Annotated in this window: 10 protein-coding genes; 5 read left to right on the plus strand and 5 right to left on the minus strand. The window is 71.2% G+C overall.

The annotated features are described in order from the left end of the window. Nucleotides 1–293 precede the first annotated feature (293 nt). Nucleotides 294–953, plus strand: coding sequence for an RNA polymerase sigma factor (locus MMA15_RS17915; protein WP_241063264.1), 660 nt, complete (start codon nt 294–296; stop codon nt 951–953). Continuing rightward, on the plus strand, nt 953–2,416 hold the full coding sequence (locus MMA15_RS17920) for a hypothetical protein (RefSeq protein WP_241061016.1): 1,464 nt from the start codon (nt 953–955) through the stop codon (nt 2,414–2,416). Before MMA15_RS17915 ends, MMA15_RS17920 begins: the two co-directional genes overlap by 1 nt. 930 nt (nt 2,417–3,346) lie before the next feature. Here MMA15_RS17920 and MMA15_RS17925 read toward each other — a convergent pair. Then, nucleotides 3,347–4,246 carry a L,D-transpeptidase family protein gene (locus MMA15_RS17925; RefSeq protein ID WP_241061018.1) on the minus strand — a complete coding sequence of 300 codons (900 nt, stop codon included), beginning with the start codon at nt 4,244–4,246 and terminating at the stop codon, nt 3,347–3,349. A 299-nt stretch (nt 4,247–4,545) separates the two neighbouring features. On the opposite strand from MMA15_RS17925, the gene MMA15_RS17930 reads away from it, so the two are divergent. After that, complete coding sequence (locus MMA15_RS17930) at nt 4,546–6,144, plus strand: acyl-CoA mutase large subunit family protein (RefSeq protein ID WP_241061020.1); 1,599 nt, start codon at nt 4,546–4,548, stop codon at nt 6,142–6,144. A gap of 139 nt (nt 6,145–6,283) precedes the next feature. Here the strand turns inward: MMA15_RS17930 and MMA15_RS17935 are convergent, their stop codons facing one another. Genes MMA15_RS17935 through MMA15_RS28265 form a run of 3 tightly spaced genes read right to left on the minus strand, consistent with a single transcriptional unit; the run spans nt 6,284 to nt 7,537 of the window. Then, a complete protein-coding gene (locus MMA15_RS17935; RefSeq protein ID WP_241061021.1) occupies nt 6,284–7,000 on the minus strand; it encodes an HAD family hydrolase in 717 nt (238 codons plus the stop codon). 4 nt (nt 7,001–7,004) lie between these two features. After that, a complete protein-coding gene (locus MMA15_RS17940) occupies nt 7,005–7,331 on the minus strand; it encodes a helix-turn-helix domain-containing protein (RefSeq protein ID WP_241061023.1) in 327 nt (108 codons plus the stop codon). Next, nucleotides 7,328–7,537, minus strand: a complete 210-nt coding sequence (locus tag MMA15_RS28265) for a DNA-binding protein (RefSeq protein WP_308290557.1) — start codon at nt 7,535–7,537, stop codon at nt 7,328–7,330. The genes MMA15_RS17940 and MMA15_RS28265 overlap by 4 nt, the downstream gene beginning before the upstream one ends. A gap of 295 nt (nt 7,538–7,832) precedes the next feature. Between MMA15_RS28265 and MMA15_RS17950 the strand changes: the two genes are divergently transcribed. Then, a complete protein-coding gene (locus tag MMA15_RS17950; RefSeq protein ID WP_241061025.1) occupies nt 7,833–9,281 on the plus strand; it encodes an amidase in 1,449 nt (482 codons plus the stop codon). Nucleotides 9,282–9,470: 189 nt separating this feature from the next. Continuing rightward, entirely contained in the window at nt 9,471–11,477 is a 2,007-nt protein-coding gene (locus tag MMA15_RS17955; protein ID WP_241061026.1) for an elongation factor G, read from the plus strand. A gap of 122 nt (nt 11,478–11,599) precedes the next feature. Here the strand turns inward: MMA15_RS17955 and MMA15_RS17960 are convergent, their stop codons facing one another. Further along, entirely contained in the window at nt 11,600–12,322 is a 723-nt protein-coding gene (locus tag MMA15_RS17960) for a FadR/GntR family transcriptional regulator (protein ID WP_241061028.1), read from the minus strand. Nucleotides 12,323–12,617: the final 295 nt, after the last annotated feature.

Below are 12,617 nucleotides of genomic sequence, written 5' to 3' on the forward strand. Positions count from 1 at the left end.
AAATGCGAAGGCGACCGGGGTCGCCACCCCCCACAGGAGAGACCCCGATCGCCCTCGAGAACGGGCGCACCACGCCAGGGGCAGGCCCGTACTTCCTTCAGCGTTCGCGATCCCCATTCTGTTACCTGGTCAACTTACGTGGACGATGACGCACACTTGGCCTTAGCGTGCTCTCGCATCGATGCTGGTCTGTGCGTGAGGCATACGCAGGTATCAGCGAGACGACGACAGACGTCCGACCAGGGGCGTGACCAGATCCGTTGGGACATCGCGGAGTGGGGCGAGAGACGGCCGTGCAGGGGGACGACGCGGAGTTGACTGCCGCGGTGCGTGCTGCGCAGAGCGGCGACGAAGGTGCCTTCCGCACCGTGTACCGCACTGTGCATCCGCGGCTGCTGGGCTATGTCCGCACCCTGGTCAGTGATGCCGACGCCGAGGACGTCACCTCGGAGGCGTGGCTTCAGATAGCGCGCGACATAGGCAGGTTCAGCGGCGACGCGGACCGCTTCCGCGGCTGGGCCGCGCGTATCGCCCGCAACAGGGCGCTCGACCATCTGCGTACGAGAGGCCGCCGGCCCGTCATCGGCGGCGACGAGAGCGATCTGGCGGTGCTTCCGGCAGGTGCGGACACCGCCGCCGAGGCCCTCGAAGCGCTCGGCACCGGACGCACGATGGCGCTGATATCCCGGCTGCCGCAGGACCAGGCCGAGGCGGTGGTGCTGCGTGTGGTCGTCGGACTGGACGCCAAGAGCGCGGCGGAGGTGCTCGGCAAGCGAGCCGGTGCCGTACGCACCGCAGCTCACCGGGGGCTGCGCAAGCTCGCGCAGATCCTCGACGAGTCCGGACCCGCGGAAGGACTCGTGGATACGGGAGAACCGCCAGGGGGTCCCGATGCGTCTCCTACGGCGCGCGGTGTGACGCATAAGGCCACGCGAACGCTGAGGGAAACGTGATGGCGGACGACGACCGGTACAGGTGGCTGGACGACGAAGCGGCGGAGCGCTTGCTCCGCGGCTCGGCGGTCAATGCGCGTAGCGCTGCCTACGACGTGCGCCACGGGGCCGGTCACGACAACGTCGCAGACGCCCCGACCAGCGCATACGACGGCGCTCACGGCAGTGCGTACGACAGTGCGCGGGGCGGTGGACAGGGCGGTTCTTACGACAGCGCTTACCAGAGTGCCTACGGCGCCGGGCACGAGCGGCCGGGAGCGGCCACGCCCTCGTGGGCGCGCGGAGACGGGCCCGACGGAGCCGAAGCTTCCGTGCCGGGGCGGCGCGGTGGCGACACACTCGCAGAGGACCGCCTCGCTCATCTCCTCGACGCACTCGTCGCCGAGCAGACGGCGACGCTGCACGCCCTCGGTGCGGCACGCACCGGGAGGATGCCGGGCGACGCCACGGCCGAACTCCCGGGCGAGGCAGCCGCGGTGGAGGCATTCCGCGCGGCCCACCCGCAGGTGAGCGCCGAGCACAGCGGCACCGTCGACATCACGGCCGGACCCACCGAGGCCTCGACCGTCGTCGGCAGGCGCGCGGCCGCGCGTGAGAACCGCCGCCGGTCACGGGACCGGCGTGCGGGAGGGATACGGCGCGGCTCACTGGTCGGGCGCCCGCTGCGCGCGGGCTTCGCCATGGCCGTAGCGGGATGTGCGCTGGGCGGTGCGGCGGTCGCGGCCGGTACGGGCGTGCTGCCCACGCCGTTCGGCGGCAACGACTCCCCGGCGGCGAGCGTCTCTCCGCTGGCCAGCCCCGGCAACGAGCGCGACGAGGCGTCCGGCGGCGGAGGCGGCAGCCCCTACGACGGCAACGGTCCAAGACGTGGCACCCGCGAGGGAGGTTCCCCGTCCGACTCGCCCGGCGGCGAGGACCTCGCGGGCACGGAACGAGGACGGGACGGGAACGGCAAGGGTCCCGACAAGGACTGGTGGCACGACGGCAAGCATCTGTCGGATGCCGAGAAGAAGGCCATGGCACGGGCGCTGTGCCAGGCGTACGAGAACGGCGATCTCTCGCTGAAGGACCGGGTCCGCCTGGAGACGGTGGCCGGTGGCCCCGAGGGCGTGAAGAAGTTCTGCGAGAAGAACGACGGCGAGCGTGGCGAGACCGGCTCCGGTGGCGCGAGCGCCGGCGGCGTCGGCACCCCCGGCGAACCGGGCGGTACGGGCGACACCGGGGGTTCGGCGGGAAACGACGGCGGTGACGGGGGCGGCGACAGCGGCAGTCAGGACGGCGGAGACACCGGCGGTGACTCCGGCGGCCCCGGTGGCAGCAGGCCCGACTCCGGCGGCGAGGAAGCCGACGGCGGATCCACCGATGCGGGCACCACGTCGGCGGAACCGTCCGACGACGGCGCGTCGGCGAGCGCGGAGCCGGACACCGCGGGCGCATCCGCGACGGCCACGGCGGGTTCCTGAGCCGCGTCCGTGAGCCGCATGCGTGATTCGCATCTGTGAGCCCCGTCCTGCGCCGCTGACTTCGGGCGCCCAGATCCTCCGGCCCTGAAGCCCCAAGGCTCCGCTGTCCCGACGTCCCGCTCCGTGATGTGCGGGTGCCGACGCCCCTGCGCCAAGATCCCCGCCCCGGCGGGGATTTCGCGTGCGGTGCCGCGATCTCGCCCCGCGATGCGCGTGGTGCTCCGGCAGCCCCGCGGTGCGCGCGTGTACGCGATCGGGGCCGTACGCAACCGAGGCCGTACGCATCTGAGAGCCGTACGCGTGAGAGCCGTACGCATGTGAGTGCCGTACGCGTGAGAGCCGTGCGCGGTGCTCGGGCAAGCGAAGCGACGACCCCGGCCCCCGCACTCGAACTGCCTCCCGGGTCCGCTGAGTCGGGGCCGCTCACGACCGAGCCGGACGGCTCCCGGGGCTCGCGCGCCCGTCCCCGACCGGTCCCTCCGGCCCCTGCCCGGACCGTCCCCCCGTGGCCCCTCGGCCCCCGGTCCGGGGCTCCGCCGCGGTCGCCTCCGAAGCGTCACCGGCCTGTGACGCACGTCACACAATTTAGTTGAAACCTGGTGTGACACTTTCGGCCCCGACAGCGCAGTAACAAGTGAGCCGACTGGTCATCGGCTGCGCGACAAGTCCGAGGTTCCCCCCGTACCTTCGGGCTCGCGCGAATGGCGCGGGCGGGACACGTTCCCCCGGTCCCGCCCGCGCCCCATCAAGATCATGGCGCAGCAGCCCCGAGGAAGCGCTCACTCCCGAAGCGGAGTTCGAGCCCCCGGCCCGCCCCGAGTCCCGGTCCCAACTCTCAGCCTCTGAGCGGCACTTGCGGCTCCCTCCACTCGCGGTCCCATCAGGCCCAGTCCAGCTCCCAGTCGCTCACCGCCCAGCCGTCTCCGGCGCTCACTTGTAGACGACGACCTTGTCGCCCTTCCTCACCTCGGCGAAGAGCGCCGCGATCTTCTTCTTGTCCCTTACGTTGACGCAGCCGTGCGAGGCGCCTCCGTAGCCGCGGGCCGCGAAGTCCTTGGAGTAGTGGATGGCCTGGCCGCCGCTGAAGAACAGCGCGTACGGCATCGGGGTGTGGTAGATCGTCGAGACGTGGCGGCGGCTTTTGAAGGTGACGCCGAACTCCCCCTCGCGCGTGGGCGTGTAGGCGGAGCCGAAGCGCACATCCATCGCCGCCCGCATCTGCCCGCCGACGTACCAGGCCAGCGTGCGGCTCTTCTTGCTGACGCACAGGGCGCGTCCCGTCAGGCAGCGCGGGTCGGGGTCGTCGAGCGGAAGCGTCGTCGGCGGATACAGCTCGTCGTGCACCGGCGGTGATGTGCGGGCCCGCAGCGCCGCCCAAGTGCCGGACGTCACCGTCCCCGTGGCGCTTCGGCCCTGCTGCCGCTGGAAGGCGCGCACGGAGGCGGTGGTGACAGGGCCGTAGTAGCCCGTCGGATTGCGGTCGAAGAGCTTCAACTTGTGCAGACGCGCCTGGAGTTCGCGGATCTGGGCGCCCCGCGCGCCCGTCGCGTACAGCACGGGGTCGGCAGGCGCCGCCGGCTTCGCGGGCCGGGCGCGGCCGCCGCCTTCGTCCGCGTCGCCCTGTGTGCCGTTGCTCACGGAGGAGCGCTGCGGCTGCTCCTGCGGCGCCGGCGAGATCGAGGTCTTCGTCACATGGATGGGCGCGCCGTCGGTCGTCTGTGCCTTGCAGCCCGCGACCGCGCCCGAGCCGACGACCAGTGCCGCCGTAACGGCCCATGCGCTGCTGTGCCTTGCCCGTACGGACCTTCCGGCCCCTGTAGCCCCCGCCATTCCAACCCCCGGAACCCGAGCGGACATCACGGAATTCTCCCCATACCGGTCGCACCTTCTCTTCCCGCGTGGTCCCCGCGCGAACCACGCCGCGCGGCGGCATCCTGTGAGTGCGGGACGGCACGCTGTGAGCAAGGTCCCAGCCTGCGGGCCTGCAACGGACGAACGCGGATCGCTACAGTCCGTGGCAACCGAAGAGCCACAGTCCGAGCGGCGACCGGCTCACCCGAGCGGGACCCGTCGGGCCCGCAACGGAAGATCGGCAACCGGCGCCCCAAGACCGTACGGAGGCACAGTCCATGGCACGCCAGTCGGGCAACCAGCGGTTCAACGAGAGCGGACTGCCCATCGAGCCCGTCTACGGTCCGGACGCGCTGAACGGCTGGGACGCCGAGGAGAAGCTGGGCGAGCCCGGCTCGTATCCGTACACGCGCGGCGTCTACCCGACGATGTACACCGGCCGGCCCTGGACCATGCGCCAGTACGCGGGCTTCGGCACCGCCACCGAGTCCAACGCCCGCTACAAGCAGCTCATCGAGAACGGCACGATGGGCCTGTCCGTCGCCTTCGACCTGCCGACCCAGATGGGCCACGACTCCGACGCGCCCCTCGCACACGGCGAGGTCGGCAAGGTCGGCGTCGCCATCGACTCCATCGACGACATGCGCGTGCTCTTCGGCGGCATCCCGCTGGAGGACGTCTCCACGTCGATGACGATCAACGCCCCCGCCGCGCTGCTGCTGTTGCTCTACCAGCTCGTCGCCGAGGAGCAGGGCGCGGACCCGGCGAAGCTCACGGGCACCATCCAGAACGACGTGCTGAAGGAGTACATCGCCCGCGGCACCTACATCTTCCCGCCCAAGCCGTCGCTGCGGCTGATCGCGGACATCTTCAAGTACTGCCGCGCCGAGATCCCCAAGTGGAACACCATCTCCATCTCCGGCTACCACATGGCCGAGGCGGGGGCGACGCCCGCGCAGGAGATCGCCTTCACCCTGGCCGACGGCATCGAGTACGTGCGTACGGCCGTCGCCTCCGGCATGAGCGTCGACGACTTCGCGCCGCGTCTGTCGTTCTTCTTCGTCGCCCGTACGACGCTGCTGGAGGAGGTCGCCAAGTTCCGTGCGGCGCGGCGCATCTGGGCCCGGGTGATGCGTGAGGAGTTCGGCGCGCAGAACCCCAAGTCGCTGATGCTGCGCTTCCACACGCAGACGGCGGGCGTGCAGCTCACGGCGCAGCAGCCCGAGGTGAACCTGGCGCGCGTCACCGTGCAGGCCCTGGGCGCGGTCCTCGGCGGCACACAGTCGCTGCACACCAACTCCTACGACGAGGCCATAGCGCTGCCCACCGACAAGTCGGCGCGGCTGGCGCTGCGTACACAGCAGGTCCTCGCCTACGAGACGGACGTCACGGCGACCGTCGACCCCTTCGCGGGCTCGTACGTCGTGGAGTCGATGACGGACGAGGTCGAGTCCGCGGCCCTCGCGCTGATGGAACAGGTCGAGGACCGCGGCGGCGCCGTCAACGCCATCGAACAGGGCTTCCAGAAGGAGGAGATCGAGCGCAGCGCGTATGCGATCGCGAGGGAGACCGACAGCGGCGAACGCGTCGTCGTCGGCGTCAACCGCTTCCAGCGCGAGGAGGAGGACCCGTACGAGCCGCTGCGGGTCGACCCCGCGATCGAGCAGCAGCAGTGCGAGCGGCTGGCCCGGCTGCGCGCGGAGCGGGACCAGTCGGCCGTGGACGGGGCGTTGGCGGAGCTGCGCAAGGCGGCGGAGGGCACCGACAACGTCCTCTACCCGATGAAGGAGGCCCTGCGGGCGCGGGCCACGGTCGGCGAGGTGTGCAACACGCTGCGGGAGATCTGGGGCGCGTACGTGCCGACGGACTCGTTCTGAGGGGCGCGCGGTCCGGCGGCGTACGTCGTCGGGCCGCCTGCCCGACAGGACCGGGAGCGGAGCCGGTCGACGCCCGGCCGCGCTCACAGCAGCCGCCGTACGCGACGGCACTCTCAGCGGCCTTTGGGGCGCGACGGTTTCACAGCATCCGCAGCACGGCCTCCAGTCCGCGCTCGGACCCGGGCGACGCCCCCGCGGGAAGCACATAGGCACGCAGCCCGGACAGAGCCGCGCCGCCGTCCTTGGCGGGATGGTCGCCGACCATCAGCGTCTCCCCGGGCTCCACGCCCAACTCCCCGCACGCCTCGTGGAACAGCCGCGGATCGGGCTTCTCCGTGTCGTACTCGTACGAGTGCACCCACGCGGAGAAGCAGTCCGCGAGGCCGTGGTGGGCGAAGGTGGCACGCAGGTCCCAGGCGACGTCGCTGACCACGCCGAGCGCGATGCCCCGGTCGGCGAGCCGGGCGAGCGTCGCTTCGGCGTCCGAGTACGGAAGCCAGTGCTCCGGGGCCTGTAGCTGTGCGTAGAGGGCGTCCGCATACGGGGCGAGTTGGGGCGCGGAGGCGTACCAGGTGGTGAACGCGTGCCGGTGCGCCCGCGCGGACACATCGCGGGCGCGCTGGGCCTCGACCACCTCGGGGTCCACCAGCCCCGCTTCGAGATTCGTCAGGATCTCGTCCATCTCCGCGTCCCCGACGGGCGACGGCACCACGGCGCGGACGCGGTCGGCGTATCCGCTGATCTGGAACAACGTCCCGGAGAAGTCGAAGAGCACGGCACGTACGGGAGCCGGGGGCGGGGAGACGCGGGCGCGTACCGGACCCTCCGGGCCGTGGACGACACGATGCGGTCCCACGCCGTCACGCCGCATGCGGGGTGAAGGCCACTGTGGAGGTGTCGCCGTCCAGGGCGATGTTCAACGAGGCGTCCAGCGCGCTGGCGAGGCGGGCCAGGAGGGGTAGCGTCGGGATGGTGCCGCCGAGTTCGAGTTTGGAGATCTGCGGCTGCGTCATCCGCGCACGACGGGCGAGTTCGGTCTGGGAGATCTGCAACTCGGTCCTGCGGTCGTGGACGGCCTGGCCGAGGTCGAAGGCCATACGGATCTCCGCGCGCACGGCCTCGACCTCGTCCTCCGGGCCCCGGGTGGCCGCACGTTCGCGGGCCAGCCTCCATCGCGTGTGGTTCACAGGACTTCTCCCTTCGTGATCGTGCGCGTGAACTCGTCGTCCGCCGTGTGCAGTTCGGCTTCGCAGCGCTTCTTTGCCCTTCTTGCGCGATCCACCTCGGCGTCCTCACGCATCTTCGTCTTCCGGAAGACGGTCAGAAGCACGATCCGTCGGTCTGGAGCCAACCAGTAGGTGATGCGGACCGCCTGACCGTCGTGGCCGAGCATGAATCGGAGTTCGCGTAAGCCGTCGCCCAGGTGGCGGCCGTAAGGCTCCGAGCGTAGTCGGTGCGTCGAAATAGTCGTTCGGCTGCGTGTTCGGCCTGGAGATACTTCCGGCCCGGCAGACTCTCCAGCCAGTCCCGGACCTCTGGTTCGATCTCAAGCCTCCAGTGTTCCATATAGTCAACTATATAGATAGCTGAATGCATAGGTGGTCGACGTCTCGCATCCCCGGCGTTGCCGAGCGGGCAGCGGGGGCGGAGGATGAGGGCCGGATTACCGGCGAGTATCGGGAGTGCTGGTGACGGCTGAAGCCGGAGCGCGAGTGGAGCCGCGGGAGTCGCGGGGGTTGGCGGAGCAGGCTGCCGCGTTGGCCTGTGGGGAGGTGACGGCGCGTGAGCTGACCGAGCGCGCGCTGGCCCGAATCGCCGCCACGCAGCCGACGCTCAACGCGTTCCGGCGCGTACGCGGGGAGGCCGCGCTCGATGAAGCCGACGCCGCGGACCGGCGGTTGGCGGGCGGCGAGCGGCTGCCGCTGCTAGGGGTGCCGGTCGCGGTGAAGGACGACATGGACGTCGCGGGGGAGCCCACGGCCTTCGGATGTCCGGGCGACTTCCCGCCCAAGGAGGCGGACAGCGAGGCGGTGCGGCGGCTGCGTGCGGCCGGTGCCGTGATCGTGGGGAAGACCAACTCGCCGGAGCTGGGCCAGTGGCCCTTCACGGAGGGCCCCGCCTTCGGGGACACACGGAACCCCTGGAGCCCCGAGCACACGCCGGGCGGCTCCTCGGGCGGCTCGGCCGCCGCTGTCGCCGCCGGGCTGGTGCCCGCCGCGCTCGGCTCGGACGGGGCGGGATCGATCCGCATCCCCGCGGCCTGGAGCCATCTGGTGGGCATCAAGCCGCAGCGCGGCAGGATCTCGACGATGCCGGAGCCGGAGGCGTTCAAGGGGATCACCGTGTTCGGGCCGCTGGCGCGCACCGTGCGGGACGCCGCGCTGCTGCTGGATGTGGCCTCCGGAAGCGCCGAGGGGGATCTGCACCGGCCCTCGCCGGTGGAGGTACTGCCCGAGGCCGGGCGGAACCCGGGGCGGCTGCGTATCGCGCTGTCGCTGAGACCGCCGTGGACGGCGACGCGGAAGTCACTCGATCCGGTGGTACGGAAAGCCGTCACCGGTCTCGCCGAGCGGCTTGCCGCGCTGGGCCACGAGATCGAGGAGGCCGACCCGCCCTACGGACCGGTCGGCCTGACGTTCGTGCCGAGGGCGACCGCCGGAATCCGCGAATGGACCGGCCGCGTACCGGACTTCGCGCTGCTGGACGCCCGTACGCGCGGTGCCGCACGCACCGGGAGGCTGCTCGGCGGCGGCGTGCTGCGTGCCGCACGTGCCGCGGAGGCGCCGCTGCACCGCCGGGTGGGGCGGATCTTCCGCCGCTACGACGTCGTACTCGCCCCGACGACGGCGACACCGCCTCCCCGCATCGGCGATCTCGCCCATCTCTCCGGGTGGCAGACCGACCGCACGATGATCGCGCACTGCCCCTACGCCTGGCCGTGGAACGTGCTGGGCTGGCCGGGCGTCAACGTGCCCGCGGGCTTCACGCCTTCGGGGCTGCCGCTGGGCGCGCAGCTCCTAGGCCCGTACGGGAGTGAGCCGCTGCTCGTACGGCTGGCGGCCCAACTGGAGGCGGACCGGCGGTGGTTCGAGCAGTGGCCGCCGGAGGGGGCGGCCCCGGGAGCGGCCGGGGGGTGACCGTGCGCAGGGGGCGGGCAGGGTGAATCGCGGGGTGCTGCGCCCCCGGTAATTCGGTTGCCGTCCGTGGCCGGACTCTGCTGTGCTCCGGCGCGACAGCACACACCGCACCCCGAGGAGAGGCAATGAGGCAGGCGTTCATGTCCGACAAGAAAGGAATCGTCACCCACCCCGAGGACATGACGCTCTGTGAAAACGCTCAATCTCGGAATTCTCGCGCATGTAGACGCCGGTAAGACGAGCCTGACCGAGCGGCTGCTGCATGCCGCCGGTGTCATCGACGAGCTCGGCAGCGTCGACGACGGCAGCACCCTGACCGACTCCCTCGCCCTGGAACGGCAGCGGGGCATCACCATCAAGTCCGCCGTCGTCGCCTTCACCGTCGGCGACGTCACGGTCAATCTGATCGACACTCCCGGCCATCCCGACTTCATCGCCGAGGTGGAACGGGTCCTCAGCGTGCTCGACGGCGCCGTGCTGGTGGTCTCCGCCGTGGAGGGCGTACAGGCGCAGACCCGTGTGCTGATGAGGACGCTGCTGCGGCTGCGCATCCCCGTACTGCTCTTCGTCAACAAGATCGACCGGGCGGGTGCGCAGTACGGGCCGGTGCTGCGGAGGATCGCCGAGAAGCTGACGCCTGCCGCCGTGCCCATGGGACGGGTGAGCGAACTCGGCACCCGCGCCGCGGAGTTCACGCCGTACGACCGTCGGGGCACGGACTGCGCCCCGAACCTCGCCGAGCTGCTGGCCGAACACGACGACGAACTGCTCGCGGCCTACGTCGAGGACGAGCCGTCCCTCACCCACGAACGGCTGCGCGGGGCGCTGCGCGCACAGTCCCGGCGCGGGCTCGTGCACCCCGTCTTCTTCGGCTCGGCCGCCACCGGCGCGGGCGTGGAGGCGCTCACCGCGGGGCTCACCGAGCTGCTGCCCGTGGGCGAAGGCGACCCCGAAGGGCCCGTGCACGGCACCGTGTTCAAGATCGAACGCACGGCGGCCGGTCGGAAGACCGCGTATGTACGGATGTTCTCGGGGACGGTCCGTGTCCGCGACAAGCTGCTCCACGGCACCGAGGGCGAGGGCAAGGTCACCGGCGTCGACGTCTTCGAGCAGGGGAGCGACGCCCCCGCCGCGTGCGTGACGGCAGGGCGGATCGGCAAGCTGCGCGGCCTGGCCGGGGTGCGCGTCGGCGACGCCGTGTGCTCCGAGGGCGCGGCTCGCAGAGTGGCGCCGCGACAGCAGCACTTCGCGCCGCCGACGCTGGAGACCGTCGTCACGCCGGGCCGCCCGGAGGAGCGCGGCGCACTGCACACGGCACTCACCCGGCTCGCCGAGCAGGACCCGCTGATCGGTCTCCGGCAGGACGAACTCCGCGGCGAACTCCACATGTCGCTCTACGGCGAGGTGCAGAAGGAGGTCGTACAGGCCACGCTCGCGGACGAGTTCGGCCTCGACGTGGGCTTCCGCGAGTCCACCACGATCTGCGTGGAACGGCTCGACGGGCCGGGGTCGGCGGTGGAGATCATGAACAAGGAGACCAATCCGTTCCTGGCGACCGTAGGACTGCGGGTCGAACCGGCGCCCGAGGGCAGCGGGGTCTCCTACGGCCTGGACGTCGAACTCGGTTCCATGCCCTACGCGTTCATGCGTGCCGTGGAGGACACCGTGCGCGGGACCCTGCGCGAGGGCCTGCAGGGATGGGAGATCCCCGACTGCAAGGTCACCATGACGCACTCCGGCTATGCGCCCCGCCAGAGTCACGCACACGCGATCTTCGACAAGAGCATGTCCAGCACGGGCGCGGACTTCCGGCAGTTGACGCCGCTGGTGCTGATGGAGGCACTGAAGCGCGCCGGTACGACGGTGCACGAGCCGATGCACCACTTCAGGCTGGAGATCCCCGCGGAGACCTTCGGTGTGGTGCTGCCCGTGCTCTCGCGTATGCGCGCGGTGCCGCAGGCGCCGGTGACGAAGGGCGACGCGTATGTGCTGGAGGGCGAGATCCCGGCGGCGCGCGTACACGGTCTGGAGCAGCAACTGCCCACGCTCACGGGCGGGGAGGGCGTGCTGGAGTGCGCCTTCGCCCGCTACCGGCCGGTGGTGGGGGAGGTTCCGTCACGTCCGCGCACGGACCACGATCCGCTCAACAGGAAGGAGTATCTGCTGCGAGTGGTACGGAGGGTGGCGGGGGCCTGACGCCCCGGGTGCGCGGCGGTGCCCCGCGTACGGACCCGAGCGGGCCCGCGAACGGACCCGCGAACGGACCCGCGTATGAACTCGCGTATGAACTCGCGTTCACACCCGCGTGCGGACTCCGATCACGGTGCGAGGACGTCCAGTTCGGCGAGCGCGTCCTCCGTGATGGTGCGCATGACACGCTCCGCGGCATCGCCGTTCCCCTCCCTTACGGCCTCGGCGACCTGGACGTGCATGGTCACGGCCTCCGGGCGGGGATCGCTGAACATCACCTCGTGCTCGGTGCGTCCGGTGAGGACCGCGGCTACGACATCGCCGAGCCGGGCGAACATCTCGTTCCGCGACGCACGGAGTATCACGCGGTGGAACGCCACGTCGTGCACGAGGTAGTTGGGGAGCTGCTGACCGCGTGAGGTGCGCACCAGGCCCAGCGCGTGCTCGGTCAGCTCCGCGCACTCCTCCGGGGTGGCGAGCTCGGCGGCGAGGCGTGCGGCGACCGGTTCGACGGCCGAGCGCAGCCGGGTCAGCGACCGTAGCTGCCGCGGCCGGTCGGCACCCGCGAGCCGCCAGGTGATCACCTGCGGATCGAAGACGTTCCACTCCTCGGCGGGGAGTACGGTCACGCCCACCCGGCGCCGTGACTCCACGAGGTGCATGGACTCCAGGACCCGCACCGCCTCGCGTACGACGGTGCGTGAGACCTCGTAGCGCTCGGCCAGTTCGTCGGTGAGCAGGACCGTGCCCGGAGGGTAGTCACCGGCGGTGATGGCGGGCCCGAGCCGGCCGAGCAGCCGCGCGTGCAGCCCACGGGCTCGCCCCAGGTCGTCCGCAGCCTGGCTGGTCATGAGTCTCCTGTATGTCTCCGCCCCGTTTCCGCCCCCGGCGACTCAGCGTACGTGCTGCCCGTCACGGAATTAAGTACGACCAATCAGCAACCACCTATTGAATAAGTGTGACGTAATGAGGTTGAGTGTGCGGCGCCCTGAAGGCGAGGACAGCGAGGTGCGACATGGGCCGGGAGGGCGGCGGCCACCTGGAAGGCGACTTGGAAGCCGCTGCGGGCGGGCCTTCGGGCGCTGATCCGGGCGGTGATCCGGGCGAAGAGCGGGCCGGGCGGGCGGCGGACGTCCGCGCCACCGG

Source organism: Streptomyces marispadix (assembly GCF_022524345.1).
Classification (GTDB): domain Bacteria; phylum Actinomycetota; class Actinomycetes; order Streptomycetales; family Streptomycetaceae; genus Streptomyces; species Streptomyces marispadix.